The sequence below is a fragment of the Segatella copri genome (assembly GCF_009494395.1).
Lineage (GTDB): Bacteria > Bacteroidota > Bacteroidia > Bacteroidales > Bacteroidaceae > Prevotella.
On record NZ_VZCB01000079.1, the window covers coordinates 44,887 to 67,022 of the forward strand.

A 22,136-nucleotide genomic window follows, 5' to 3' on the forward strand; every position below is an offset into this window, starting at 1 on the left:
AGAATTTAAAAATGACAAAAGAAGAGCAAAACGCAGCAACCAAGGCTGCAATCGAGAGAATCCAAGAATTGAACGAAAGTAATGGAGGATACTGCATCCGATTCGGAGAAGCCCTCCCACTTAAGGAGCCAAAGTACGTATCCATCCACGGTACCATCGACGCACCAGCACGCTGGGTAGAGAAGCGCAAGGACGACATCGTGTCGGCAGACGCACACGTCCTGGTGGACAGAGACCGAATGACCATCACGCTGAACACCGACGAGAACAGCGCATACATGGATCAGATTGTCGGCACGCTGACCCTCTCCACAGAGATGCAGGAGTTCGGCATCAACACAGGAGAGTACATGAGCTGCTTCGACATGGCAGACCGCATCAAGCAGCTCCGCACCTACTTCGAGACACAGCAGGAAGCCATGAAGCTGGTAACAGAGCTCCGCAGCTTCAAGGCTAAGATTGATAAGGAGCTGGAGCTGAGCGACGACAAGCGAGGCAACCAGACGATCATGCGAGCACAGACGGTAGAAAGCAACCTGCCAAAGAGCTTCAAGGTCAACATGCCAATCTTCAAGGGAACCGAGAAGCGCACATTCGAGGTCGAGGTGGAGATTAACCCGAACGACCTCTCCTGCACTTTGGTCAGCCCAGACGCACACGACATCGTAGTGCAGGAGCGAGACAGCCAGATGGACGGAGTACTTGTACGAATTGCAGAGGCTGCACCGAACATAGTGATTATCGAGCAATAACAACAACCACCGAGGGAGCCGCCACAGAGCGACTCCCGAAAGTGATTACAATAAAATCAGAAACATGAGCAGGAATACAGACAAGAGTTCTATCGTCATCAACACGAAAGACGCAGAGAACATGCTGCAGGACTTCACGAAGGAAGAGGCTGGGGAGATTTTCATGGCTTTGCTCGCCTACGCCAACAGAGGCGAAGAGTTCAAAACCGACGACAGGTCGATGCGTACCCTGTTCAGAACGCTACAAGCCAACATCGACAGGAACAACGAGAAGTACGAAGAGAAATGCGAGCGCAACCGACAGATTGCCATGGAGCGAGAAAAGAAGAGAAAGGAGGCACGAGAAAAGGATAAAAAAGAAGAGCACGAACGTACACGAACGTGCACGAACGTGAACGAGCGTGAACGAACGTCACCTATAGGGATAGAGATAGGGAATGAGATAGGGATAGAGAATGAGATAAACAATAAAGAGTTTAATAATATTAAAGAGGCTAAAGCCTCTACGTCAGAAACAAGTTCTGACGCTGCAGCAGAGCCGCAGGCACAGGCGAAGAACGAAGAAAGTCAAGCCAAGAAACAAGACAAGATAGACTTCGAGAAGGTGCGCCAGCAGTTCAACAGACTCATGCAAGACAAGGCAATCCCGAAGCTCAAAGGAAAAATCGCAGGACAGCGCAAGGCATTCTTTGAAGCACGAGTTCGAGAATACGGCATTACGTCTGCATACCGAGTGATGATTAAGGCAGCAGAGAGCGGATTCCTCAACGGAGGAGGAAGAAACGGATGGCTCGCCAATTTTGAATGGATATTCAGACCAAACAATTTTCCGAAGGTGCTCGATGGCTACTACGACAATCCGCAGCCACAGGTACCAACGGCAACAGCAACAATAGGAGGTTACAACAATGGGACAGAAACACCAGCCGCAAGCGGTCGGACAATTAATCGCAACGAACAGAGGGCGACAGAACAGCGTGAGCGCATCCAGGGCTACGCAGGTGTCGCAAGCAAATGGAGGCAAATTGCTGACAGCGACGCTGCAACGATGGGAAACGAGGGATGACCTCCTGCAGACTTTCTGCATCGACAAGCAGATAGAGCTGACGAACATACCCGAGAGGTGCTTTTTTCAGAACGCACCGACGCTCTGGACGGTCAACCTAGCATACGGATTCGGAACAGCGCAGGAATGGCTGGCATACCAGATAACCGACCTTTCGGAATTCAGCGGAGCAAAGGACAAAATCACGGACAGGCAGCTCGACCAGATCATCCAGCTCATAACCGACGATTACGGATTTCTGAACATGGCAGAGATAATGCTTTTCTGCCGCAGATTCAAGAAAGGCAGCTACGACAAATTCTACGGAAGCGTTGACCCCATCGCAATCATGCAAGGGTTGAACGTGTTCTGCAGGGAGCGCAACGAGGCATACGCCAAGAGAGACCGCTGGCTGCAGGAGGTTAAGGATTGGGACGACAGATGGAATCCCAACAACATGACTCACGAGGAGGCAATCATCATAAACCAGATGCAAGCCGAATACGCAATGAACACAAAAGAGCAGGACATGCTCACAGAACAAAAATACAAACAAGTTTAACAAGAAACAGAAATGGCAAGTTACAAGAACTTAGAGCGCATCCACGAGATCGCAGAGAGCCTCCCAAAGATGGAGGACGCAAGAAAGTTATTAGCAGATTTTGGCAGCGAGGTGGAAGTCATCGTCCACAAGCCGAAGAAGGAGGAGCCAGGGCGCACCGTACAGGGAACGAGCATCATCCTGCCAAAGGAAGTGAAAATGAACATTTTGAATGTTCTCAATTTGGAAATTAACAAGCAGAAGGAGGAGCTGAAAGGACTATGATGAAAATTTGGAACCCAGTGGAGGCATATCGCAAGGCGAGCCAGCACAACAAGAACGAACAGATCCGCAACGAGGCGAAGGTCAAGATTTGCATCGGTGACTACACCGACAGCAAGGGTGTAACATACACGGCATTGATGATTGACGGAATCCCAATCCAACGCATTACAGCAGACAACATCGTCGAGAGCGAGCTGCTGCTGGACAGCGTCCGCAAGGAGTACTTCAACAAGCGAGCAATCGCAGGATAGAAAGGAGGCGAGCGTGAATAATCAACAATTTTTCGAGAAGGTCGCCCAGATGCGCAAGCAACAGAAGACCTACCAGGAAGCAAGACCAAGCTCGCAGGAAAGCAGGGACGCTCTCATAGCTAGCAAGCGGTTGGAGACCGAAATAGACCAGGAGATAGCGAGAGTGCAGGCAATCCTTGCCAAGAAAGACATCTTCCTGGTTCAGTACAAGGACGTGGACGGAAGCATCGCAAGCAGCCTGGTAGAAGGCTTCGACATGGAGACCCAATACCGACAGGGCTACATTGTCGCCAACATCACCAAGAGAACCGTAACATACAACGGCAAGGATTGGGAGGCGATGACGCTAAAGCCAGGAAGCAGCATGCCAACCACTATGCAGGCGAAAGGAGGTGCAGCATGAGCAAGGCAGAGCAATACGTCCAGAAGCTGAAGGAATGCCAGGACTTAGAAGGAAATGGCATAGATGAGGAAGAAGCTCACTGCGATGCAGACAGAATCCTCCTGGACATCATCCGAAACGAGCTCGGAGAAGAGTATAAGCAAGTGATTGAAGAATACGAAAAGGTACCGAAATGGTACGCATAACCCATAAAACAAGAACAACATGGCAAAAACAAAAATGAAGAATCCGCAAGAGATTATCAGCACCAAGAAACTCCGCAACAAGGCAGCCAACGTTACAACCAAGGACGGGGAGGCTTTCGTATGCGTGACGAAGACAAAGGACGAAAAGGTAGGGCTTTCATGGAAGGGAACGAAGCAAGACTTGCTCAACCTCCTCTTCACAGCCTGCCGCAACGACAAGCAGATGGCAGCACTCATCTGCAGAGCCGCAAAAGACCACATCGACTACTGCAAGGGCACGCACCAGGACTGGGTCAACTTGACAGCAGACATCGTTCAGCTCGACCAAGAGCTCGACACCAACCAGCATCAGGAAGGAGGTAACGCATGAACGAAGAAGAGCACAGAGAAAAAATGATTGACCGCCAATGGGGACTTCTTGCTGCAATCGCCCAGGGCTACTGCCAGAACCCAGAGTTTGCATGCACAGCCTACCAGCCATTGGCAGACATGATTGTCCGAACAGCGAATGCGGTCAAAGAGAGAATCCTGCATGATCCCCGAATCAAAGCAACAGAAGCTATCGAGATAGGCGATGTCATCGAAAGCAAAACGAAGATGATAACCGTAGAAAATATTCGCCATTTCAATCATGGTACGAATGTTTTCGATGGAAACACCATCGATGAGCCGAAGGAATACTGCTGCATTGATGCCCTGGAGGTTGAATACATCAACGGAAGGAAGGTGCCATGATTGAGCCAAAGAAGATACGCAAGGGCGATGTTGTGGCAACCAAGCACCAGAGCATCATCGTAGAGAGAATAGAAGGCGAAGGCGAAAACCTCGCCTTCTACGGCAAGATTTGCAACAAATTCGGATGCCCAAGTGGAAAGACAAGCATCCACCGACACATCTACGCCTCCGTAATTTACAGAGTTACACGAGGAGCGAATGTCATAATGAGACAAAACGATTAAAATATGAAAAAAATCATGTTCAACGACAAATACGGTCTGACAAAGGCAGTATTAGAAGGGCGCAAGACGCAGACAAGAAGAATCGGCTACCATGGAACGTTTAAGCGTTACTGCAACTGCGGATTCTGCTTGGAAGGAGCGGACAAAAACAAGCTCTTCATCAATGACGGCAACGAGGTGGTAGCCAAATCCAAGTTCAAGCTAGGAGAAGAGGTGGCGATTGCCCAGAGATACATAGACCTGGCAGAGGACGATGAGTTCTACCGCCTTTGTGGAATTCACGGAATGCCGCTGGAGCTCATCAAATACGAGAAAGGCTGCGACAACAAAATGTTTGTTAAGGCAGACCTCATGCCGCACCGCATCCGCATCACGTACATTCGTGTTGAACTTTTGCAGAACATCTGCGAAGAAGACTGCCTGGCAGAAGGTATCGTGGATTTTGAGAGCAGAATAAACAAGGCGCATTTTTACAGCATTACAGATGAATCTGCCACCTACGAGACAGCCAAAAAGCCATACTCCCTGCTCATTGACAAAATCGCGGGAAAAGGCACATGGGACAGAAACCCACTCGTTTTTGTTTACGAGTTCGAACTTATCAAATAGCAGAGCCATGGAGGAAACAAAATACAAGCTCCAGCAAGCCGCAAGCGGAATGCAGGACACCCAGGGCAGCACCTGGATCAACGCCTGGAACCAATACGGAGCAGCATCCCTGTCCGAGGTATCAGGAAGAAAATAAATTTAAAACACTTAACAAAACAAGAAATTATGGGAAAGAACAAAAAGCGCAACAGATGGAACAGCCAGCCACGCAAACAGGAGAATCCGCTGGCACAGCAGCAGAAAATGGTAGCACGAAAAGCGGTGCGTGATTATTGGGCGAACAACCTCACGCCAGACGAACAGCAGATATTCAACACCCCGATAGCGGTGGCACAGCAGGCAGGAGTCATGCAGCGACTCGGATATCTTACAGCCGCATTCCTTCACATTCACAGCGTACAGAGCCTCCTGTTCGGAGAGATGCAGAACATCGTCGAGGATTGGGGATTGCTCATCAAGGGAGTGCAGCCCGTCATCAATTCCCTGCTGAACAGCGAGGACAAATTCTTCAACGTCATGCACGACCTTGTGAAGAGCCAGAGCACAGGCATCAAGGAGACCTACACCCAGGACGTGGACGCATTGTTCGACAGAATCACCCGATGGGAAGGAATCCCAAAGGTCTGGAAGCCTGGTGACGAACAGAAGCTGGAGGGCAGAGCGAGAATGGACGACATCATCGGCAGCTTGAAGCAGGGAGTCTTGAAGCTGAAGGAGCAAGACATGGAGCCAGAGCCAAAGGAGGAAGCGAGAATCTTCTACGCCATCGCAGAGATGAACGAGGATGAGACAAGCACCATCATCGAGCAGGATATCGCCAACAAGGGAATGGCTGCCATCAAAGCCAGGAACCTCGCCAAGAAGAACCCCGACAAGATGTACATCCTTTTCGAGCAGCGCATGCAGGTTCAAGAGACATGCCACATGACACCATTCAAGGCAGTACAGAAGCCAGCCGACCAAGACGAGGTGGTGAACGTAAAGATTGAACCAATGAAAAAAGGCAAGAAGCCGAAGGAGTAACATGAGCAACATAGACGAATTCATAAAATGGCTGGAACAGCCGCACAAGCAAGAATGGAGACCGAAGGTAGTACACCTTCAAGCCGTCACGAACAGGAAGACAGGCAAGGTCTGCGATATTGCCGTGTCACACGACGTTCCTCCAATGAGAGAAAGAAAATGGAAATTCCAAGGCATGTACCCAGAGAGCGAATACAGCTACGAGCGCATGCAAACAGACATCAGACACATAACAACGCCAATGAGTGGAACAGGACATAGACTGCAGAGCACACCATGCGCACATTGCGGTCACGCTTACGAGAGTATAAACACTTGGGTCTGCGGCAAGACAGGGAAGCCGATATTCAACGGCAACACCCCATGCGATGACCTCACGGACAAAAGACAGGAGCTGAAATGGAAAAAAGAAGAGACAAAGAGTACATAATCGAGGTGACAGCTGACAAGGAACAGCAACAACAAGCTATCCTCCGTATTGCAATAGCAACAGGCATCGAAACCGAACGAATCGAAAATTGCATAGCCAAGCTGGAGAGCTGCCGAATCCTAACGGAAGAGCGCAGTATTTACGTGGATACCAGAGGACGCATTCAAGAAGATATCCGAGATTACTACTGCCCAGAGAAGCTGGAGGATAAAGGATACTACTACTGCACAACCGACATCGAGCAGGAGATCCTGGAGGAGAAGCTACAGAATAAGCTCCGTCGCTTCCATGCCGGCAGGAAGCATCTGCCAAGAACGGCTCCAAAGGCAAAGCCATGGAGCTGGAACCGAATAAGGAGCCGCCCGAACACCAAGCACGGCTACCATTAGCCGATACCTCCACCACCTCCTCCGAAATGAGGGGGAGGGTTTGGGAGGGGGTGCGTGTACCCACATACACGCAAGCAGGCGCACACCCACATGCACGCACACATACCCAAGCGCACACGCATAGGGAGACGCAGGCAGCACACACAACGAACGGAACACAAACAGACAGACAGAAACAAAGGAGAAAAAGACAAATGACGAACATGGACGCATTGCTGATTTTAGGCATCGTCGCATTTCTGGCGATGTACGCAGCATGGTTATGGGACGAGGGGAAGAAAGCAACACCAAACCCATACGATAGCGAAGAGAGCCAAAATAAGGGCGCACAAGCGCACGAAATGACCTCGGACGAGGAAATACCAAGCAACGAAACAAAAACGCAGCAGGAGGCACGAAAATGAGCCACAAGGAACAAATTATCATCGGAATTGACCCAGACGTCGATAGAAACGGCATCGCAATGCTCGACATGAGCACCCACAGCCTACAGGTTCAGATGCTCACCTTCCCGAACCTCCTCGACTTCATCAAGGAGAAATACCGCCAATTCGCAGAAATTGACAAATGGGACTTCAAGGTCATCATCGAGGCTGGATGGATGAACCGAGGCAACTACCACATCCAAAGATGGCAGGGAAAGCAGGGCATCGCCAGCCTGGGCGTCGACCAAGGACGCAACGAACAGGTCAGCAGAACCATCGGGCAAATGATGGAGCATTGGGGCATCCCCTACGAGTTCAAGAGACCGCTACCCAAGTGCTGGCACGGCAAAGACCGCAAGATCACCAAAGAGGAGCTGGAGGAAATAACTTTACAGAAGCTGGGCAGGCTCAACCAGGAGGGGCGAGATGCCGCCCTGCTCGCCTGGGACTACGCTGGGCTGCCCATGCGCATCACGAGCGCAACCCTCCGAGGGCAGCCTTCACCGAAAAACCCCATTTTTTCACGGAAATAGGCACAAATTGTGTTAATTTTCTCCCGGAAGTGATTATATTATAACCACTTTTTCTTAAATTTGCGGCATGAGACAGAAGCAAGACAATACAAAGGACGTCCGAGAGGAGCACCTCTCGGATTTCATGGGTGATATCGGCAACTTTGACCTCCCAGACCTCGACCTCAACCTTGTGGACTTCCTGCCATCGGACGAGACGGAGGAGACAAGGTACACCCTGCCAAAGGTGGTACCGATGAAGGAGGACTTCGTGATGTACGACAATGCCCAGAAGATGGCGAAGGAGCTGCGCCTGGGATTCGGGGAACGCTTCGATGCATTCGTGAGCGGTTCCTTCATATTCGGGGACTTCATCGAGGCATACCTAACGACCCAGCGAGCCTGCGCCAAGAAAATGACGATAAGCACGCTATCGCTTAGCCAGAACAACGTGGACAGCCTGCACACCCTCATGGATAAGGGCTACATCGAGGAATTGAACCTCATCATTAGCGTTTATTTTTGGGGCAACGAGCGAAGGAGCCTGGTTCCGTACATTTACAAGCAGCTGGACATTGGCGACCGATTCCAATTAGCGGTGGCAGGCGTTCACACCAAGACCGTACACTTCGAGACCCTGGGAGGGCGCAAGATTATCATGCACGGATCTGCGAACCTCCGAAGCCCGGGTAACATCGAGCAGTTCACCATGGAGGAGAACCCAGAGCTGTACGATTTCTACGATGACCACTTCAGCAGGATCCTCGACAAGTACGCCACCATCCGCAAGCCGATACGCAACAGCAAGGCGTGGGATCTGTTTACACGAATGACATTCGATAAAAGTTAAATTTCAAAAACAAAGGAGAACGAGCCATGAGTAGTAGCGGTTCAGAACACAAGAGCGGAGGCAGCGTCCTCCACGGCAGCACCAAGGCATCGGGGCGAGCAAAGAGCGTCCTGCCATTCTCCGCATTCAGCGGTGGTGCCGCACCATTTTAACAACAATTCCAGACAGAAGAGGCGAGCCTTGAAGAAGGGCTCGCCTTCACTGCTTAAACCAACGAAAGACAAAAAGCATGGACACGACAACAGCAGATATTCAGAGAAGGGACATGGACATCACCCAGCTCCACCCGAACCAAGGACAGGTGGAAGGGCTGCCTAAGAACCCACGATTCATACGAGACCCGAAATTCAAGAAGCTGGTGAAGAGCATCCAGGACGACCCCGAGATGCTGGAGCTTCGAGAGCTTATCGTTTATGACACCCAGGATGAGCGAGGATTCGTCATCATTGGCGGTAACATGAGATACGAAGCCCTGCGCAAGCTGAAATACAAGACAGCCGTCTGCAAGATTCTCCCCCACGACTTCCCGATGGATAAGATGCGACGCATCGTCTTGAAGGATAACTCCAGCTTTGGAGAGACGAACTTCGACGACCTCATCAACGATTGGAAGCCAGAGGAGATAGATGCAGCTGCCATCGACGTACCAGACATTCCCGACCCAGAGGAGGAAGAGGAAGCGAAGGACGATGGCTACGATGTGGCTGGCAACACGCCAAAGAAGGCGACCAGCAGGACAGGCGACATCTACCAGCTCGGCATGCACCGCCTCATTTGCGGAGACAGCACAAAGCAGGAGTTCCTCGATGCCCTCATGGACGGAGAACAGGCAGACCTGCTTGTAACTGACCCACCATACAACGTGGACTACCAGGCGAAGGGAAAGATGAAAATCGCCAATGACCACATGGCAGACGAGAACTTCGTGGCATTTCTCACGGACACCCTGCAGAATGCCAACGACAGCATGAAGCCAGGCGCAGCCTTCTACATCTGGCATGCGGACAGCCAGGGCTTCAATTTCCGAACAGCGGTGAAGAACATCGGATGGGAGACACGCCAATGCCTCATCTGGAACAAAAACAGCCTCGTCCTCGGTCGCCAGGATTACCAATGGAAGCATGAACCCTGCCTGTACGGATGGAAGGAAGGAGCTGCCCATTACTTCACCAATAAACGAAACCTCACCACGGTGCTCGAGCAGAAGCTGGACATCGAGAGCATGAGCAAGGCAGAAATGAAGGACTTGCTCCAGCAGCTATTCGGAGGCGACATACCGACAAGCGTAATAGACTGCGACAAGCCGAAGAAAAACCCTGATCATCCAACCATGAAGCCTGTACCGCTGATTGGCAAGCTCATCAGCAACAGCAGCAGGGTAAAGGATATCGTCCTCGACATATTCGGAGGCAGCGGAACCACACTCATCGCAGCGGAACAGCTCGGCAGGTGCTGCCGCATGGTGGAGTTCGAGCCGATATACGTGGACGTCATCATCAAGCGATGGGAGGAGCTCACCCAGCAGAAGGCTGTCCGCATCGGCAACATTCTGGAGGATAAGCAGCGAGAGGCAAGCACCCTGCTGCCTGCCCATGAACCTGCCGTCACCAAGACCAAAAAATCGAAGAAGAAGGAGTAATAAGCAATGCCAAGAGGAAAAGAGACAATGACGGAAAGCCAGCTCGCCAACATCGAGAGCCACAAATGGCAGAAGGGACAGAGCGGTAATCCGAAGGGCAAGCCGAAGGACAGAGTCAAGGCACTCTTGAAGCAGGTGCTCCCAAAGAGCAAGCTGAAGAAGAGCGAAGGACTCACCCAGGACGAAATCAACACAATCGAGAGAAGTATCCTCGCCATGGAGCTGTCGGACTTGCAGGTATTGGCGAAGGCAGACGAAACGCCAGCCTACGCAAAGACGCTGGCAATGGCTGCCATCATCGATATGAAGAACGGCAAGACAACCACCGTGGACAGGCTGATGGACAGACAATACGGAAAGCCGCAGCAGAAGGTGGACATCACCACCAACGGCAAACAGATCCAGCAGGGGACACCGCTCACCAGGGAGGAGCAAATCGCATATTTGAAGAAGCTGGAGGAGGAGTACTAGCATGATGCACGACACCGAACTGCAAAAGATGTGGGTACTGCAGAACCCCCTCAACTTCACTCGGTACTTCTTCAAGGAGAACGGAGGCAAGCGGTTTATTGTCGGACACCACCACAAGAGAGTATGCGATGCGCTGGATAAGGTGCTGAAGGGCGAATGCAACAAGCTCATCATCAACATCGCACCACGATACGGCAAGACCGAGCTGGCGGTTAAGAACTTCATCGCCATGGGACTCGCAATCAATCCAGCCTCCAATTTCATACACCTCTCCTACTCCAGCGACCTGGCAGTGGACAACTCCATCGCCATAAAGGACATCGTAAACAGCGAAGCATACCAGGCGATGTTTGAAACCAGGGTGAAGTATGGAAGCGACACCAAGGCGCAATGGGACACGGAGCAAGGCGGTGGAGTTTACGCAACCTCCACCCTCGGACAGATAACAGGTTTCGGAGCTGGCGAGGTGGACAGAGTGGATGAGCATGGCAACCCACTGCCCTACCGATTCGCAGGAGCCATCATCATCGATGACCCTATCAAGCCAGAGGATGCGCTGAGCGACGTGGTGCGTGAGCGAGTGAACCGACGATTCGAGACCACCATCCGAAACCGAGTCAACAGCCGCAACACTCCAATCATCATCATCATGCAGCGACTCCATGAGCATGACCTTTGCGGATACCTCCAGGAGATAGAGCCAGACGATTGGACGGTCGTAAGCCTGCCATGCGTCACCATTGACGAAGACGGACACCGCCAGCCGCTCTGGGAATTCAAGCACACCCTGGAGGAGCTGGAGAAGATACGCCTCGCCAACTCCTTCGTTTATGAGACGCAGTACATGCAGAACCCGACACCAATCGAGGGTCTCATGTATTCCCATTTCAAAACATACGACACCATGCCGATAGAGGCACACCTGCCAAGGCGCAAGTGCTACATCGATACAGCTGACACAGGAGCCGACTGGCTCTGCGCCATCTGCTACGAAGAATACGAGAGCGGATGCTACGTGACGGATATCGTATTCACCAACAAGAGCATGGAGTACACCGAACCTGCCGTGTCAAGAATGCTGGTGCGGAACCAGACGCAGGAGGTCGTGGTCGAGAGCAACAACGGAGGTCGAGGATTCAGAAGGAACGTGGAGAAGCTGGTGCGAACCCTTGGCAATTGGGACATGGTCTTCATTGACCTGGCACAGACCGCCAACAAGCAGACCCGAATCTTCACGAACAGCTCGAAGGTTCAGAACATGGTCTTCTACCCAGAAGGATGGGAAGACCGCTGGACGCATTACGCCAACGCCATGAAGTCATACCGTAAGGAGGGAGGAAACGAGCATGACGATGCGCCCGACTGCACCACAGGCATCGTGGAGCGTTTCGGATTGTTCACCTCGGCAGAGATTACGGATGAGGAAGAAGAGGAAATCGAGGACGAAGTTTATTAATTAAAAAACATAGGAGACAAAGCAATGCCAGACATTAGAGAAATTATCGATAGAGAAAACAGACAGCCAGGAGCGATCATCGAGGACTTGCGCCAGAAGAACATCGATGTCATCCCCTGGAAGGTGCTCGAAAAGGAGTACAACCCCAAGCTGCACCCTGTTTACACAGACAAGAACTACAGAGACAAGACACGCAGAGGCAAGACCGAACGCATGACAAGAGTGACATACAACATTCAGAAGCTGGCGGTGAAGCGCATGAAGGAGCTGATGTTCACAATCCCCGTCAACCGCAAATACACCACTGCGGATGACGACGAGAAGAAGGCAGCAGCCATCATGGAGGCGATTTTTCAGAAGAATCGAATTAACGCCTTGAACCTTAAGCGTTCCCATAAACTCTTTGCGAGCTGCGAGATGGTCACCATTTGGTACGCCCAGCTGCAGGACACCACATACGCAGGCTACCCAAGCAAGCTGAAACTGCGCTGCCGCACCTTCTCGCCATTGGACGGAGACATCTTGTACCCACTATTCGACGAATACGACGACATGATAGCACTCAGCGTCCAATACACCAGGAAGAAAGGGAACGACACCGTAACCTACTTCGATACCTACACCGATGAGTTCCACTTCCGCTGGATCAACATGAACAGCAACGGATGGAAGGAAGACATCGTACCAGAGCCTATCAATATCAAAAAGATAGCAGGCATCTACATACACCGAGACCTCCCGATCTGGGAAGACCAGAGCGACAACGGCTACGAGCTGGAATGGACGGAGAGCAGAGCTGGCAACTACCTCCGCAAGAACAGCCGACCTACATGGGTCATCTATTCGGACAGCCAGAAGGTGACAGCTCCAAAGAACAAAAAGCAGGAGCCGACAGACGACAACGCAGGACGAAACGTCCTCCGTTACGGCAAGGGAGACAAGGCTGGGTACGCAACCTGGAGCCAGGCTACCGATGCACAGAAGCTATTCACGGAAGAGCTGAGACGCAACATCCACACCAGCCTCCAGCTGCCAGACATGAGCATGGAGCAGATGAAAGCCACCCCGATGAGCGGAGAAGCACGCAAGATGCTCTTCATCGATTGCCAGATGAAGGTCACGGACGAAAGCGGAGATTGGCTGGAGTTCTTCGACAGAGAGGTCAACGTGGTACGAGCTTTCTGCAAGATCATGTACCCAGAGTTGGCGCAGGCATTCGAGACATTGACCGTCACCAACGAAATTACAGCCTTCCAAATCGATGACCGCAGCCAGGAAATCAAGGACATGAGCGACGCAACAGGAGGAAAACCAATCGTGTCACGGAGAACCGCAATCCGCAGGCTCAAAATGGTACCAGAAGAGGAGGTCGAGGAGGAAGAGAAGAGAATCGAACAGGAGGAGGCAATGGCAAACGATGCCTTCACCAACGAACCAACCATGTAAAGGATTAGAATATGCCAAAGACGTTCACCATAGGCACATACGACAAGAAGCACAAGGAGAACCTCGCAAAGAGAGCCAGGAAGGTGCAGCAGCTATACGATGCAGCCATCAAGCGCATCGCACAGGCAGCTGCGCCCTCGCTCTTTGATGCCGACCCAAAGAAAGAGTTCCACTTCGAGGACTTCCCTGCCTTGAAGAAGGAGATGGAGGCACTCATGCAAGACCTCGGAAGCAGCCTCCAAGCTAACATCGAGGACGGAGACCAGGAAAGCTGGACGCTCTCCAACACCAAGAACGACGCAATGGTGGACTCCATCATCGGCAAGAAGAAGCTCCCAGCGAAGACCGTCAAGGCTTGGAAGCACCCACACCTGGAGGCACTCAACGCATTCATCGCACGCAAGGAAGCAGGAATGAATCTCAGCCGCAGGGTCTGGAACCTCACCCAGCAGTTCAAGAGCGAAATGGAGCTCGCCCTGGAATTGGGCATGGGCGAAGGAAAGAGTGCTGCCGCTCTGAGCCGTGATATCCGAAAATACCTTGTCGAGCCAAACAAGCTATTCAGAAGGGTACGAGATAAGAGCGGAGCTTTGCGCCTCTCCAAGGCAGCTGCCGCATACCACCCAGGGCAGGGAGTCTATCGCTCCAGCTACAAGAACGCCCTCCGAATGACAGCGACCGAGAACAACATCGCCTACCGCACCGCTGACCACAACAGATGGCAGGCTCTCCCTTTCGTCATCGGCATCGAAATCCATATCAGCAACAACCACCCGACGGAGGACATCTGCGACCTATTCGACGGAAAACGCTTTCCAAAGGACTTCAAGTTCACAGGATGGCATCCATGGTGCCGCTGTTATGCAGTTTCCGTCCTCGCCAGCCAGGAGGAGATGGACGCATACACCACCGCAATCATGAACGGAGAGGACGTGAGCCATTGGAAGTTCACAGGGCAAGTGGAGAAAATGCCAAAAGAGTTCGACAAATGGATGAAGGACAACCAGGCAAGAATCGAGAACGCCACCTCCATGCCCTACTTCATCAAGGACAACTTCAAGGACGGAGATCCTGCCAAGGGACTGCGATGGGAAGGCAAGAAAAAGGCGAAGACAACCCTCGAAAAAGCAGAAGAAAGACACGCTGCACGAACCCAGGAACAAATAGCAGACATTCAGAAGCGAGCAGAGGAACGCCAGAAGCGACACGCAATGATGAAGCAGACTGCACTCGACGCACAGGCAGCAGGAAAGGAAATGCCAGAGATTAGCACAACAGCACTGACAAAAGCGATAAATGAAGGCAACCTCGACAAGATGTTCAAACTTGGGCAGAAAGTACAGAAGAAGGTCGAAAAGATGAAACTCGCAGAAGCGAACATGGAAGACCTCATACCTAACGTTCACGAATGGCATAAAAAGCATACCATCAAGGAGCTGGAGGCAGCGCACGATGCAATAAAGAAGACATTCGACAGATGGACATGGGACTTCACAACAGACAACTCGCTCCAATTCTTGCAAGGAAGACTACAGAGAGAAATCGGAATTGTCGCAAGAAGCAGCCACTCAACAAAGGAAGTCGCAAAGGAGGCATTCGAGAACAGGCTAAAACTCGTCAATAAACGAATAGACATGAAAGCCATTGGTGACTCCATCACGCACGAGCTGGACTTTGCAGGCAAGACAAAGAGCGCAATAGTCAAGAGGCTCGGAAATTGGATAAAGGCAACGCTCAACGACAACAATGCAGACCTCGCCAAACTTAGAAGCAAAGCCAAAGAACTACAAGACAAGGTCGGAAAACTTGAAGCACAAGCAGCTGCCAGAGCAGCGAAAAAGGCAGGCAATGCAACTCATATACAATCGAAGGCTGAAATCATACAAGAGATGAAAGATGCCTTTTTGAAAAGAGGCAAGAAACTCACAGATTCAGAAATACAGGTTGAAAACGGATTGTGCATTATCAACGCAGAGCAGCATGAGTTTATGGCAGAACACATGATGAACATCACAAGAGAGCAACGCAAACAGATATGGAATCATAGATACGGATACATCCAAACAGGTAGCAGCTTTACAATCAATGGATACTGCCGAGACATTACAGGAGCAGGAAAGCATGCAATCCATGGAAGTATCATCAACAACCCGAACATCGACAAATGCGCTGATTTATTCGGACGCAAACTCACAGAAGACCAAAAGAGAACAATAATTACACTCGATGCTGCCATAGGAAACAATAAGACAGAATTTCCGATGCTCGTCATAAGAAACGTGGATAACAATGCGATAAAAGCCTTATTCAAAGGCATCGACATGGATGGCTGCAACGTACCTCAAATTTGCAACAAAATCACGCAAAGCACGACACCAGCCATTACTCCAGACTGCGGCTACCTTTCAGTTTCAACAAACGCAACAAAGAACGTCTTCAAAGAAAGACGCTTCCAATTACAACTCGAAATACCAAAGGGAGCACAGATGTACGTTACAGAAAACTACACGGAGAGCGAGTGCATTCTTGGACGAGAAACAAAGCTCGCACTTATTTCTGTAAAAGTTGAAACGAGAGGCGGTGAAGACTACGGAATTATTAGATGCAGAGTTATTCCATAACAAAAAATAGGGAAGCGACACACAAGCCTCTTCCCTATTTTAACTTTTCATCGCATCTACCAATGGCGATGATTTCGCTTTGTTCTTGTGGCTCAAGCACGGAGCAAGAGCAATCCTCCGCACGATTCAGACAGCCATCACATACGTTCGTGGCAGTTTGAGCATTGGCGTTTCTTCGCCATTCCTCCCACCACTCAGCCGAATGACCGCCAAAAGAAGGGTCATCCTCAAATGAAAATTTCTTTTTCATACGTTTGGTTTTTGCGGCAAATTTACGAAAAAAGCCCGAGACCCCCAAGCGGAAAAGCGGTTATTTTCCGATTTTAAGGTTAATTCAAGTTAAAAAGTGATTACCACGTAACCACTTTAACGAATAAAGCCGTAAATTTGCGCCATTACAAATTTGTATAACCAAAACGTAAAATTTATGTTTGAAAAGATTTTAGCAGGACTCAAAACCAAATTTCCTGGGGTTGATTCCAAAATTCTAGAGCGGATAGCCAAGAAAAAGGCTGAGACGACAACCACGGAGGACGAAGTGAAAACCGTCGTAGATGGGGTGACCTTCCAATCCATCATAGACAGCGAAGGCGACCGACGAGCGAACGAAGCCCAGAGTTCAGCCGTTAGCAACTATGAGAAGAAGTACAAACTGAAGGATGGCAAGCCTAGCGAGCCACCACAGCAAGACCCACCACAGCCGCCTACACCACCAGCAGGAGGGGAAGACAGCGAGGTGTTGAAGATGCTCAAACAGATACAGCAGGACAACCAGCAGCTGCGAACCGAAATCAATGGCATGAAAACCAAGGAGCTCGGCAACCAGCGCAAGGATAAGTTCAGCGCATTATTTGAAGGAGCATCCGACAAATTGAAGGAACGCTACATGCGAAACTACGACCGACTCACCTTCAAGGACGACGAGGACTTCAACGGCTGGCTCGACCAGCAGAAGCCGTTCATCGAGAGCGACATCAAGGAGGAGAAGGCGCAGGGTGCCAAGACCACACCACCTGTCGGTGGCAAGCGCAAGCCAGGCGAAGAGGCAGACCCAGCGGTCACCGCTTACCTTAATGCAGAGGCAAGCCGAGAGGCACAGACGGCATCGCCTGTAATCATCGGACTCGCACAACCAGCGCAGCAGGCACCACAGCAGTAGCCAAGTTAAACATTTAAAAGGGAAAAAGCCATGAACAGAATGTTCAAGCACCAGGACGCAGCTCCAGCCGACCCTATCATCTTCGAGACAATCACATCGGAGAAGCCAGGAGGTGGACTCGTCAAGAACCCAGAGTTCGATTTGAAGCCAGGTCTCGCAATGGGACAGGACGCAAGCGGACTCTACGTCCCAATCAAGGGATACCGACTCGTAACAGAGCGCAAGACAGCTGACACCACTATCAAGATTGCCAAGGGTAGCGGTATCAAGAAGGGAGACGTAATCGCCCACGGCAAGGTGGGTGTCGCCTGCACAGAGGTCGACACCACCACCAGCGACGATTACGATGTTGTAACCGTGACGATGGGCGTGGCAATCGCCCAGGATACCGTCCTCTACCAAGCAGCCGAAGCAGCGGACGGAAGCACAAAGGAGGCTGCACCAATTCACAAGCCAGAATACATCCTCGGCAATTTCATGGGCAACCTTGGAAAGGCAGGAGAGGGTGACTTCGAGGCTCGATTGATTAGAGCCGCAAGCCTTCGCAAGGAGACAGCACCTATAGCGCAGGAGGTCGTGGACTTGATGAAGGGCATCACGCTCGATTAATTAATTAACACAAAGGAGAAAAGAAACAATGGAAGCACCATTATTCGACATTGACATCCCTGGAATGCAGGCAACCGTCAACAAGTTCCAGCCAGGTACAGGTCTTGCATGGGCTACCCTCTTCCCATTGAAATACACCCGAAAGTTCGATATCAAGGGCTTGGAGGGTGACGAGGGAATCCCTGTAGCTGCCGATCGTGTCGCATTCAACACCAAGGCTTCAAAGAAGACACGCCAGAAGGTCGGCACATGGAGCGGTAAGCTCTCCAAGTATTCCGTGAGCCGAGACAAGGACGAAATCGAGATAAATGAATACCTCGATGCACAGACACTCGCAAACTCAGCAACCGAGAACCAGCAGGAAAAGCAGGAACTCGTTAACATGGTTTACGATGACGTTTCATTCGTCCGCAAGGCGATGGACTACAAGGTGGAGCTGGACTGCATGCGCATTGCATCAAGCGGTGTACAGACCTTCCCAGAAAAGATTGAAGGCGACATGGCATCACAGGACATCATCGACTTCAACGTACCGAAGGGCAACTTCATCGGTGTGAAGATTTCGGAGGTCAAGGCAGGAGCTGTCGTTAAGAAGAAGGGCTACGAGTGGAGCGATGAGGAGAACGCAGACGGACTCCTCGACCTCGCCAACGCCCAGGACATGATAGCAAAGCAGGGACTCACCAAGCCACGCTACGCATTCATGGAAAAAGCGAAGTTCCAGCAGCTGGTAGCACAGAAGAAGACAGCCAAGCGTTTGTACCCACAGGTCAACGACCTGTCCATGATTACAGCGGACATGATCACGCTGGAAAAAATCAACGCCTACAACGCAAGCCCAACCCGAGGCTATCCGCAGATTATCGTCCTCGATACCTACGTAAGCCTCGAGCACAAGGACGGCAACAAGGAGACCATCAAGCCATGGAACGTGAATGTGGTTACACTTTCACCAACCATCCAGCTCGGCTGGACTTATTACAAGAACGTCCCAATGGTACAGAACACGGCTGCCCTGCAGGTTTATGGCGGTTTCTACAAGGTGACACGCTACAGCGAGGTCAACCCACAGACCGAGACCACCATGGCAGAGGCATACGTTCAGCCAGGACTCATCAACCGCAAGTCTCTCGTCTTCTTCAACACCGCAAACCAAACCTGGGCGAACGGAGAGGCGAGCGCATAACAACGTTTTATAAACAAGCAGCATGAAGACAAGCAACGCAATTAAAGCAATGAGCAGCTACCCGATACCAGCAGCGACGATTGAGAACATCATCGATGAAGCTGGGCTGGATGCAGATGCGGACATCACCAGGGAGGTGCGAGCAAGCAACGAGTTCAAGAAGGCGAAAGCCCTCACATACGCCTTTCTTGCCGAAGCTCCGAACATCACCCAGGGAGGAATCAGCTACACATTCAACGAGGACGAACGCTCACGCTTTGCCAAGAAATCGAACAGCCTGCTAGCAGAGCTGGGAGAGGACGAAGCAGGAACAGATATCCCATGCGGCTACATCGGGGAGGATTTCTGATGATTATACAGAACGGCTTTCTTTTTACTTACGATACCACTGGAGGGGGAATGTTTCACGGCATCCCCCAAAAGGTGGAAACCAAGCTGAGCGACAAGGGCATCCCTTGCAATATCGTAAAAAACAAGAGCGACCACCAAGGCACGTACCAGGACGGCAAGTTCAGACAATTTGCAGCCAAGGTATTAATCGAACCGCAGGACTTCACCGCCAAAAGAGTGAAGCTAACCGACAACCGAGGCGTGGATCTCGGAGAGTTTGAAGTGCAGGACATCACCTACCTCGAAGCAGTAGAAGCATTGCAGATCACCGTCTAAAAGATTTCACCATGCCAATTAAACCCAACTTCACGCAAGCAGACATCCGAGCAAGGATGAACGCCATGATAGAGAACAGGAAGCAAGCCATCATCGCCCAGCTTTTCTACATTGGGGAGGAATGCCTGACCCAAGCAAGGAGCGGACACAAGTACTTGAACCAGACAGGCAACCTTTGCAGCTCTATCGGCTACTGCGTCCTCGTGGATGGCGAAATAGTACACGAGGGAGAATGGAAAGCCGTGAATGGAGGCAAGGGCGACGGAACAGAGGGAAAGAAACAAGGCGTAGCTTTTCTTCATGAACTTGCGGCAAAGCAGACAACACAAGGCATTGTTTTTCTGATGGTAGCAGGAATGCCATACGCCCAATACGTCGAAGCCATGAGCCTCGACGTTCTCGATACGAGCGAGCAGATGGCAGAACGCAAAATCAAGGCAATGCTTAACCGATTATTCAAAACGAAGTGACAATGGCAAGCAAAGGAACGACAACAATAGAAATGGACATGTACGCAGCCCTTGAAGAGCTGATGGGACGTACGATTCAAGGAACATTCTACCCCAGCGAGCTGCGACCTATCGAAGCCAAGACCGAAGACGCAGTCCTTACATGTTCAAATGCCACAGCAGGACAGATCCAGGAAGGCAGGGCTAGGCTCAACATATACGTCCCCGACATCAATAACGGAGGAGCAAGCCTGGTGCCCGACAAAGCCAGACTGATGGAGCTGGAGGCAATCGACGAACAGGTGCTGCAGACCCTTAATGATTCCTGCACCGCCTACATCTTCGACAAGTTCCAGGCAACGGCTACCATTGCGGTACCAGAGAGGAACGAGCACTTCGTTAACATCGGGATTCATTTTAGATTAGCAACATTTTCATAAACAAGGAGAACAAGCACATGGCAGATTCAAAGAAAATCATCATGGCATGGGGCAAGTGCAAGGTCGAGATTGGCGACACAGGAGAGAACGATGCATTCGCAACTACACTCTTCAACGTCGGCACCATCAAAGACCAGACAACGACCCTCACGTCCAACGATGGCGACCAGCTGCAGATGAAGGCAACAGGAGGCGAAGTCGTGGCGCAGGAAGACCTCGAAGGAACACTCGAGGTGGAGACTACCGTCATCGAGCCAACTGCGGAGCTTTACGAGAAGCTGGGCATTGCAGCCAAGGACGCTGATGGCGAACAGAAGGTCAAGACCCACATTGTGCCAGGAGACAAATCGATTAAGATTACCCCACACAACAAGGGAGCGAGAGGCATCAAGGCTCCGCTCTGCCGCATCAAGGTAGCACCAGCGATGGACGAGCAGAACGGTAACGCCATCAAGATCACCGCTTCAATCTTCAAGACAACAGGCGTACCAGAGACACAAGCATCGGGTGACACAGAAACTGTTGATAACAACTATTGGTACTCCCGTTTCACAACCAAAGAGGCTTTGAAATAACCCATAATTTCATCCAAGAGCAGGAGGAAGCGACAGAGCCACCCTCCTGCTCTTTCACTTTAATCACAACATGGAAGAACAAAAGACATTGGAACAGCAGGTGGTCGATACCATCCTCCAGCGCAAGACAACCTCCCTGGAGATAGACGGACGCACATACGAGATACCAGCACCGACACCGGCAACCATAATGCTGGTGAGCGAGGAAACATCGAAGATGCCGTTAATTAACAAAGAGACGAAGAGCATCTTCAGCGAGACCCTCCGAACCGCCAGGGACTGCAAAGCCATCGGACGCATTGCCGCCATATTGGTGCTCGGAGCAAAGCGCATACGAGAAAACCACCAGGTCGTGATTTCAGAGACGAAGAAATGGAGCTGGCGACATTTCAGATTCACCAAGCACCAGGAGACCATGAGCGAGCTGGACTTTGTAGCCATGCGCATCATGGAGGACATCACGCCAGAAACGCTGAACGAGACCATCACCAAGCGACTCATGGAGATGCAGCTGGGCGATTTTTTCGGGCTTACCACTTCCCTATCCGAAATAAACACGCTGGCGAGAACCAAGGAAGTGGAACAGACAGCCCCTGGTCAATAATCATCGGCTGGGCGAAGAACATAGGAGCCACACCAGAGGAAATCCTATACGATTACAGCTACGCCAACCTTTCGCTTTATTCAGCAGCGACACCGCAGTTTGATGATGAGCAACCACCAAAATGGGATGCGAAACTCGACGCAAACAATCCCGAAA

Annotated in this window: 34 protein-coding genes; 33 read left to right on the forward strand and 1 reads right to left on the reverse strand. The window is 51.1% G+C overall.

All coding sequences use genetic code 11. From position 1 onward, the window contains the following. Window positions 1-11: 11 nt before the first annotated feature. From F7D73_RS09840 to F7D73_RS09945, 24 genes are all read left to right on the forward strand, one after another. The gene (locus tag F7D73_RS09840) at window positions 12-752 is read left to right on the forward strand and encodes a hypothetical protein (protein ID WP_153124312.1); all 741 of its coding nucleotides are present in this window, start codon (window positions 12-14) and stop codon (window positions 750-752) included. A gap of 64 nt (window positions 753-816) precedes the next feature. After that, the gene (locus F7D73_RS09845) at window positions 817-1,818 is read left to right on the forward strand and encodes a DUF6291 domain-containing protein (protein ID WP_153124314.1); all 1,002 of its coding nucleotides are present in this window, start codon (window positions 817-819) and stop codon (window positions 1,816-1,818) included. Beyond that, the gene (locus F7D73_RS09850) at window positions 1,778-2,359 is read left to right on the forward strand and encodes a DUF6633 family protein (RefSeq protein WP_153124316.1); all 582 of its coding nucleotides are present in this window, start codon (window positions 1,778-1,780) and stop codon (window positions 2,357-2,359) included. The genes F7D73_RS09845 and F7D73_RS09850 overlap by 41 nt, the downstream gene beginning before the upstream one ends. Window positions 2,360-2,371: 12 nt before the next feature. Further along, a complete protein-coding gene (locus tag F7D73_RS09855) occupies window positions 2,372-2,623 on the forward strand; it encodes a hypothetical protein (RefSeq protein ID WP_153124318.1) in 252 nt (83 codons plus the stop codon). Next, a complete protein-coding gene (locus tag F7D73_RS09860) occupies window positions 2,620-2,874 on the forward strand; it encodes a hypothetical protein (RefSeq protein ID WP_153124319.1) in 255 nt (84 codons plus the stop codon). The genes F7D73_RS09855 and F7D73_RS09860 overlap by 4 nt, the downstream gene beginning before the upstream one ends. A gap of 13 nt (window positions 2,875-2,887) precedes the next feature. Then, the gene (locus F7D73_RS09865) at window positions 2,888-3,277 is read left to right on the forward strand and encodes a hypothetical protein (RefSeq protein ID WP_153124321.1); all 390 of its coding nucleotides are present in this window, start codon (window positions 2,888-2,890) and stop codon (window positions 3,275-3,277) included. Continuing rightward, window positions 3,274-3,462: a hypothetical protein gene (locus F7D73_RS09870; RefSeq protein WP_153124323.1), complete on the forward strand. Its 189-nt coding sequence runs from the start codon at window positions 3,274-3,276 to the stop codon at window positions 3,460-3,462. The genes F7D73_RS09865 and F7D73_RS09870 overlap by 4 nt, the downstream gene beginning before the upstream one ends. Before the next feature lie 19 nt (window positions 3,463-3,481). Next, window positions 3,482-3,832, forward strand: a complete 351-nt coding sequence (locus tag F7D73_RS09875) for a hypothetical protein (RefSeq protein WP_153124325.1) — start codon at window positions 3,482-3,484, stop codon at window positions 3,830-3,832. Beyond that, window positions 3,829-4,197 carry a hypothetical protein gene (locus F7D73_RS09880; RefSeq protein ID WP_153124327.1) on the forward strand — a complete coding sequence of 123 codons (369 nt, stop codon included), beginning with the start codon at window positions 3,829-3,831 and terminating at the stop codon, window positions 4,195-4,197. Before F7D73_RS09875 ends, F7D73_RS09880 begins: the two co-directional genes overlap by 4 nt. After that, window positions 4,194-4,421 carry a hypothetical protein gene (locus tag F7D73_RS09885; RefSeq protein WP_153124329.1) on the forward strand — a complete coding sequence of 76 codons (228 nt, stop codon included), beginning with the start codon at window positions 4,194-4,196 and terminating at the stop codon, window positions 4,419-4,421. The genes F7D73_RS09880 and F7D73_RS09885 overlap by 4 nt, the downstream gene beginning before the upstream one ends. Before the next feature lie 3 nt (window positions 4,422-4,424). After that, window positions 4,425-5,030: a hypothetical protein gene (locus F7D73_RS09890; RefSeq protein ID WP_153124331.1), complete on the forward strand. Its 606-nt coding sequence runs from the start codon at window positions 4,425-4,427 to the stop codon at window positions 5,028-5,030. A gap of 7 nt (window positions 5,031-5,037) precedes the next feature. Further along, a complete protein-coding gene (locus tag F7D73_RS16340; RefSeq protein ID WP_262884884.1) occupies window positions 5,038-5,166 on the forward strand; it encodes a hypothetical protein in 129 nt (42 codons plus the stop codon). A gap of 29 nt (window positions 5,167-5,195) precedes the next feature. Beyond that, window positions 5,196-6,053: a hypothetical protein gene (locus tag F7D73_RS09895; protein WP_153124333.1), complete on the forward strand. Its 858-nt coding sequence runs from the start codon at window positions 5,196-5,198 to the stop codon at window positions 6,051-6,053. A gap of 1 nt (window position 6,054) precedes the next feature. Continuing rightward, a complete protein-coding gene (locus tag F7D73_RS09900) occupies window positions 6,055-6,483 on the forward strand; it encodes a hypothetical protein (RefSeq protein WP_153124335.1) in 429 nt (142 codons plus the stop codon). Further along, the gene (locus tag F7D73_RS09905; protein WP_153124337.1) at window positions 6,453-6,872 is read left to right on the forward strand and encodes a hypothetical protein; all 420 of its coding nucleotides are present in this window, start codon (window positions 6,453-6,455) and stop codon (window positions 6,870-6,872) included. Before F7D73_RS09900 ends, F7D73_RS09905 begins: the two co-directional genes overlap by 31 nt. Before the next feature lie 194 nt (window positions 6,873-7,066). Next, window positions 7,067-7,276, forward strand: coding sequence for a hypothetical protein (locus tag F7D73_RS09910; protein ID WP_194256892.1), 210 nt, complete (start codon window positions 7,067-7,069; stop codon window positions 7,274-7,276). Then, window positions 7,273-7,830, forward strand: a complete 558-nt coding sequence (locus F7D73_RS09915; RefSeq protein ID WP_153124340.1) for a hypothetical protein — start codon at window positions 7,273-7,275, stop codon at window positions 7,828-7,830. The genes F7D73_RS09910 and F7D73_RS09915 overlap by 4 nt, the downstream gene beginning before the upstream one ends. 226 nt (window positions 7,831-8,056) lie before the next feature. Beyond that, entirely contained in the window at window positions 8,057-8,659 is a 603-nt protein-coding gene (locus tag F7D73_RS09920; RefSeq protein WP_153124342.1) for a hypothetical protein, read from the forward strand. A 26-nt stretch (window positions 8,660-8,685) separates the two neighbouring features. Then, complete coding sequence (locus F7D73_RS16345) at window positions 8,686-8,811, forward strand: hypothetical protein (protein WP_262884885.1); 126 nt, start codon at window positions 8,686-8,688, stop codon at window positions 8,809-8,811. A 77-nt stretch (window positions 8,812-8,888) separates the two neighbouring features. Continuing rightward, the gene (locus tag F7D73_RS09925; RefSeq protein WP_153124344.1) at window positions 8,889-10,298 is read left to right on the forward strand and encodes a DNA modification methylase; all 1,410 of its coding nucleotides are present in this window, start codon (window positions 8,889-8,891) and stop codon (window positions 10,296-10,298) included. 6 nt (window positions 10,299-10,304) lie between these two features. Continuing rightward, window positions 10,305-10,769 (forward strand): DUF5681 domain-containing protein, encoded by a 465-nt coding sequence (locus F7D73_RS09930; RefSeq protein ID WP_153124345.1) that lies wholly within the window; start codon window positions 10,305-10,307, stop codon window positions 10,767-10,769. A 1-nt stretch (window position 10,770) separates the two neighbouring features. Beyond that, window positions 10,771-12,225: a phage terminase large subunit gene (gene terL, locus F7D73_RS09935; RefSeq protein WP_153124347.1), complete on the forward strand. Its 1,455-nt coding sequence runs from the start codon at window positions 10,771-10,773 to the stop codon at window positions 12,223-12,225. Between the two features lie 24 nt (window positions 12,226-12,249). Next, complete coding sequence (locus F7D73_RS09940) at window positions 12,250-13,671, forward strand: phage portal protein (RefSeq protein ID WP_153081912.1); 1,422 nt, start codon at window positions 12,250-12,252, stop codon at window positions 13,669-13,671. Window positions 13,672-13,682: 11 nt separating this feature from the next. Further along, window positions 13,683-16,292, forward strand: coding sequence for an ADP-ribosyltransferase (locus F7D73_RS09945; RefSeq protein WP_153124349.1), 2,610 nt, complete (start codon window positions 13,683-13,685; stop codon window positions 16,290-16,292). 34 nt (window positions 16,293-16,326) lie between these two features. Here the strand turns inward: F7D73_RS09945 and F7D73_RS09950 are convergent, their stop codons facing one another. Further along, complete coding sequence (locus F7D73_RS09950) at window positions 16,327-16,542, reverse strand: hypothetical protein (RefSeq protein WP_153081910.1); 216 nt, start codon at window positions 16,540-16,542, stop codon at window positions 16,327-16,329. Between the two features lie 177 nt (window positions 16,543-16,719). Here F7D73_RS09950 and F7D73_RS09955 point away from each other — a divergent pair, with 177 nt between their 5' ends. The 9 genes from F7D73_RS09955 to F7D73_RS09995 all read left to right on the forward strand — a co-directional run bounded on the left by F7D73_RS09955 (window position 16,720) and on the right by F7D73_RS09995 (window position 21,980). Next, window positions 16,720-17,451 carry a hypothetical protein gene (locus F7D73_RS09955; RefSeq protein ID WP_153081909.1) on the forward strand — a complete coding sequence of 244 codons (732 nt, stop codon included), beginning with the start codon at window positions 16,720-16,722 and terminating at the stop codon, window positions 17,449-17,451. 30 nt (window positions 17,452-17,481) lie between these two features. After that, window positions 17,482-18,060 carry a hypothetical protein gene (locus tag F7D73_RS09960; RefSeq protein WP_153124351.1) on the forward strand — a complete coding sequence of 193 codons (579 nt, stop codon included), beginning with the start codon at window positions 17,482-17,484 and terminating at the stop codon, window positions 18,058-18,060. A gap of 28 nt (window positions 18,061-18,088) precedes the next feature. After that, window positions 18,089-19,246, forward strand: coding sequence for a major capsid protein (locus F7D73_RS09965; RefSeq protein WP_153124353.1), 1,158 nt, complete (start codon window positions 18,089-18,091; stop codon window positions 19,244-19,246). Window positions 19,247-19,268: 22 nt separating this feature from the next. After that, a complete protein-coding gene (locus tag F7D73_RS09970; protein ID WP_153081906.1) occupies window positions 19,269-19,595 on the forward strand; it encodes a hypothetical protein in 327 nt (108 codons plus the stop codon). Continuing rightward, the gene (locus F7D73_RS09975; RefSeq protein ID WP_153124355.1) at window positions 19,595-19,912 is read left to right on the forward strand and encodes a hypothetical protein; all 318 of its coding nucleotides are present in this window, start codon (window positions 19,595-19,597) and stop codon (window positions 19,910-19,912) included. The genes F7D73_RS09970 and F7D73_RS09975 overlap by 1 nt, the downstream gene beginning before the upstream one ends. Window positions 19,913-19,923: 11 nt before the next feature. Then, window positions 19,924-20,382, forward strand: a complete 459-nt coding sequence (locus tag F7D73_RS09980) for a hypothetical protein (RefSeq protein WP_153081904.1) — start codon at window positions 19,924-19,926, stop codon at window positions 20,380-20,382. 2 nt (window positions 20,383-20,384) lie between these two features. Continuing rightward, window positions 20,385-20,801, forward strand: coding sequence for a hypothetical protein (locus F7D73_RS09985; protein WP_153081903.1), 417 nt, complete (start codon window positions 20,385-20,387; stop codon window positions 20,799-20,801). A 17-nt stretch (window positions 20,802-20,818) separates the two neighbouring features. Next, the gene (locus tag F7D73_RS09990; RefSeq protein WP_153124357.1) at window positions 20,819-21,376 is read left to right on the forward strand and encodes a hypothetical protein; all 558 of its coding nucleotides are present in this window, start codon (window positions 20,819-20,821) and stop codon (window positions 21,374-21,376) included. A gap of 70 nt (window positions 21,377-21,446) precedes the next feature. Beyond that, window positions 21,447-21,980: a hypothetical protein gene (locus F7D73_RS09995; RefSeq protein WP_153124359.1), complete on the forward strand. Its 534-nt coding sequence runs from the start codon at window positions 21,447-21,449 to the stop codon at window positions 21,978-21,980. Window positions 21,981-22,136 lie beyond the last annotated feature (156 nt).

Coding starts and splice junctions, on each gene's coding strand:
- F7D73_RS09840 (WP_153124312.1), top strand. CDS start 12: ATGACAAAAGAAGAGCAAAACGCAGCAACCAAGGCTGCAATCGAGAGA.
- F7D73_RS09845 (WP_153124314.1), top strand. CDS start 817: ATGAGCAGGAATACAGACAAGAGTTCTATCGTCATCAACACGAAAGAC.
- F7D73_RS09855 (WP_153124318.1), top strand. CDS start 2,372: ATGGCAAGTTACAAGAACTTAGAGCGCATCCACGAGATCGCAGAGAGC.
- F7D73_RS09860 (WP_153124319.1), top strand. CDS start 2,620: ATGATGAAAATTTGGAACCCAGTGGAGGCATATCGCAAGGCGAGCCAG.
- F7D73_RS09870 (WP_153124323.1), top strand. CDS start 3,274: ATGAGCAAGGCAGAGCAATACGTCCAGAAGCTGAAGGAATGCCAGGAC.
- F7D73_RS09875 (WP_153124325.1), top strand. CDS start 3,482: ATGGCAAAAACAAAAATGAAGAATCCGCAAGAGATTATCAGCACCAAG.
- F7D73_RS09880 (WP_153124327.1), top strand. CDS start 3,829: ATGAACGAAGAAGAGCACAGAGAAAAAATGATTGACCGCCAATGGGGA.
- F7D73_RS09885 (WP_153124329.1), top strand. CDS start 4,194: ATGATTGAGCCAAAGAAGATACGCAAGGGCGATGTTGTGGCAACCAAG.
- F7D73_RS09890 (WP_153124331.1), top strand. CDS start 4,425: ATGAAAAAAATCATGTTCAACGACAAATACGGTCTGACAAAGGCAGTA.
- F7D73_RS16340 (WP_262884884.1), top strand. CDS start 5,038: ATGGAGGAAACAAAATACAAGCTCCAGCAAGCCGCAAGCGGAATGCAG.
- F7D73_RS09895 (WP_153124333.1), top strand. CDS start 5,196: ATGGGAAAGAACAAAAAGCGCAACAGATGGAACAGCCAGCCACGCAAA.
- F7D73_RS09900 (WP_153124335.1), top strand. CDS start 6,055: ATGAGCAACATAGACGAATTCATAAAATGGCTGGAACAGCCGCACAAG.
- F7D73_RS09905 (WP_153124337.1), top strand. CDS start 6,453: ATGGAAAAAAGAAGAGACAAAGAGTACATAATCGAGGTGACAGCTGAC.
- F7D73_RS09910 (WP_194256892.1), top strand. CDS start 7,067: ATGACGAACATGGACGCATTGCTGATTTTAGGCATCGTCGCATTTCTG.
- F7D73_RS09915 (WP_153124340.1), top strand. CDS start 7,273: ATGAGCCACAAGGAACAAATTATCATCGGAATTGACCCAGACGTCGAT.
- F7D73_RS16345 (WP_262884885.1), top strand. CDS start 8,686: ATGAGTAGTAGCGGTTCAGAACACAAGAGCGGAGGCAGCGTCCTCCAC.
- F7D73_RS09925 (WP_153124344.1), top strand. CDS start 8,889: ATGGACACGACAACAGCAGATATTCAGAGAAGGGACATGGACATCACC.
- F7D73_RS09930 (WP_153124345.1), top strand. CDS start 10,305: ATGCCAAGAGGAAAAGAGACAATGACGGAAAGCCAGCTCGCCAACATC.
- terL (WP_153124347.1), top strand. CDS start 10,771: ATGATGCACGACACCGAACTGCAAAAGATGTGGGTACTGCAGAACCCC.
- F7D73_RS09940 (WP_153081912.1), top strand. CDS start 12,250: ATGCCAGACATTAGAGAAATTATCGATAGAGAAAACAGACAGCCAGGA.
- F7D73_RS09945 (WP_153124349.1), top strand. CDS start 13,683: ATGCCAAAGACGTTCACCATAGGCACATACGACAAGAAGCACAAGGAG.
- F7D73_RS09950 (WP_153081910.1), bottom strand. CDS start 16,542: ATGAAAAAGAAATTTTCATTTGAGGATGACCCTTCTTTTGGCGGTCAT.
- F7D73_RS09955 (WP_153081909.1), top strand. CDS start 16,720: ATGTTTGAAAAGATTTTAGCAGGACTCAAAACCAAATTTCCTGGGGTT.
- F7D73_RS09960 (WP_153124351.1), top strand. CDS start 17,482: ATGAACAGAATGTTCAAGCACCAGGACGCAGCTCCAGCCGACCCTATC.
- F7D73_RS09965 (WP_153124353.1), top strand. CDS start 18,089: ATGGAAGCACCATTATTCGACATTGACATCCCTGGAATGCAGGCAACC.
- F7D73_RS09970 (WP_153081906.1), top strand. CDS start 19,269: ATGAAGACAAGCAACGCAATTAAAGCAATGAGCAGCTACCCGATACCA.
- F7D73_RS09975 (WP_153124355.1), top strand. CDS start 19,595: ATGATTATACAGAACGGCTTTCTTTTTACTTACGATACCACTGGAGGG.
- F7D73_RS09980 (WP_153081904.1), top strand. CDS start 19,924: ATGCCAATTAAACCCAACTTCACGCAAGCAGACATCCGAGCAAGGATG.
- F7D73_RS09985 (WP_153081903.1), top strand. CDS start 20,385: ATGGCAAGCAAAGGAACGACAACAATAGAAATGGACATGTACGCAGCC.
- F7D73_RS09990 (WP_153124357.1), top strand. CDS start 20,819: ATGGCAGATTCAAAGAAAATCATCATGGCATGGGGCAAGTGCAAGGTC.
- F7D73_RS09995 (WP_153124359.1), top strand. CDS start 21,447: ATGGAAGAACAAAAGACATTGGAACAGCAGGTGGTCGATACCATCCTC.